This is a genomic window from Brevundimonas sp. (genome assembly GCF_036659295.1).
In the GTDB taxonomy this organism is placed as follows: domain Bacteria; phylum Pseudomonadota; class Alphaproteobacteria; order Caulobacterales; family Caulobacteraceae; genus Brevundimonas.
The window spans coordinates 1-800 of the sequence record NZ_JAVXCU010000159.1; the positions used below are offsets into that span (position 1 = coordinate 1).

An 800-nucleotide genomic window follows, 5' to 3' on the forward strand; every position below is an offset into this window, starting at 1 on the left:
CTGTAGGATCGAGGCGGATCTGGATGCGGTGCCGGCCTTGCAGGGAGAGCGGGATGCGTTGTGGGCGAGGCTGGAGGCGGCGGGGTTTTTGACGGTGGAGGAGCGCCGGAAGATGGCGGGGGTGGAGGGGTGAGTTCGGGGTGAGCCGTGGCAGCTATCCCGGTGCTTGTTGTTCGCGCTGATGCGCGCCGCTGGGGCCCCCGATCAAGTCGGGAGATGACGAAGCAGGGATGAGGGTGACTTTCGGGCGGGGCTTACTCAGAAAGAGGCCCCCTCCGTCACGGCTTTGCCGCGACACCTCCCCCGCAGGGCAGGGGAGGAGGGAGGCACAGGCCGCGTCGGGTCGGGAGGTCCCGAAGGGCCGACGAGTGCGGCCAACTTAAATGAAGCCGCGTCGGGTCGGGAGGTCCCGAAGGGGCGACGAGCGCGGCCAACTTAAAGAAAGAGCCCTCATCCGGCCCTGTGGGTCACCTTCTCCCATTGGGAGAAGGGATTGGTGGGGGAGAGGTAGAGGAGGTTGGGATGAAGGGGGTTCCGGTGGCGTTGGTGGTGGCGCTGGTGGTGCAGACGATTGGGGGGCTGGTTTGGGCTGGCGGGGCGGCGGCACGGATTTCGGCGCTGGAGGGCAAGGTGGCGCAGCAGGCTTTGGTGGCAGAGAGGCTGGCGCGGCTGGAGGCGCAAGGCGAGGCGATGCGGGCGTCTCTGGAGCGGATCGAGCGTCAGTTGGAGGGGGCCAAGCGATGAGGATCGAGGGGTATGCGTCGCTGTGGGGTGTGGCGGACCTGAACGGCGATGTGGTG

At 67.5% G+C, this 800-nt stretch carries 1 protein-coding gene and 1 pseudogene; both read left to right on the top strand.

Features of this window, described 5'->3' with window-relative positions; all coding sequences use genetic code 11:
* Window positions 1-133 (top strand): annotated as a pseudogene (locus RSB01_RS14100) (phage portal protein); the annotation flags it as partial.
* A 389-nt stretch (window positions 134-522) separates the two neighbouring features.
* Window positions 523-744, top strand: coding sequence for a hypothetical protein (locus RSB01_RS14105; protein WP_332591060.1), 222 nt, complete (start codon window positions 523-525; stop codon window positions 742-744).
* Window positions 745-800 lie beyond the last annotated feature (56 nt).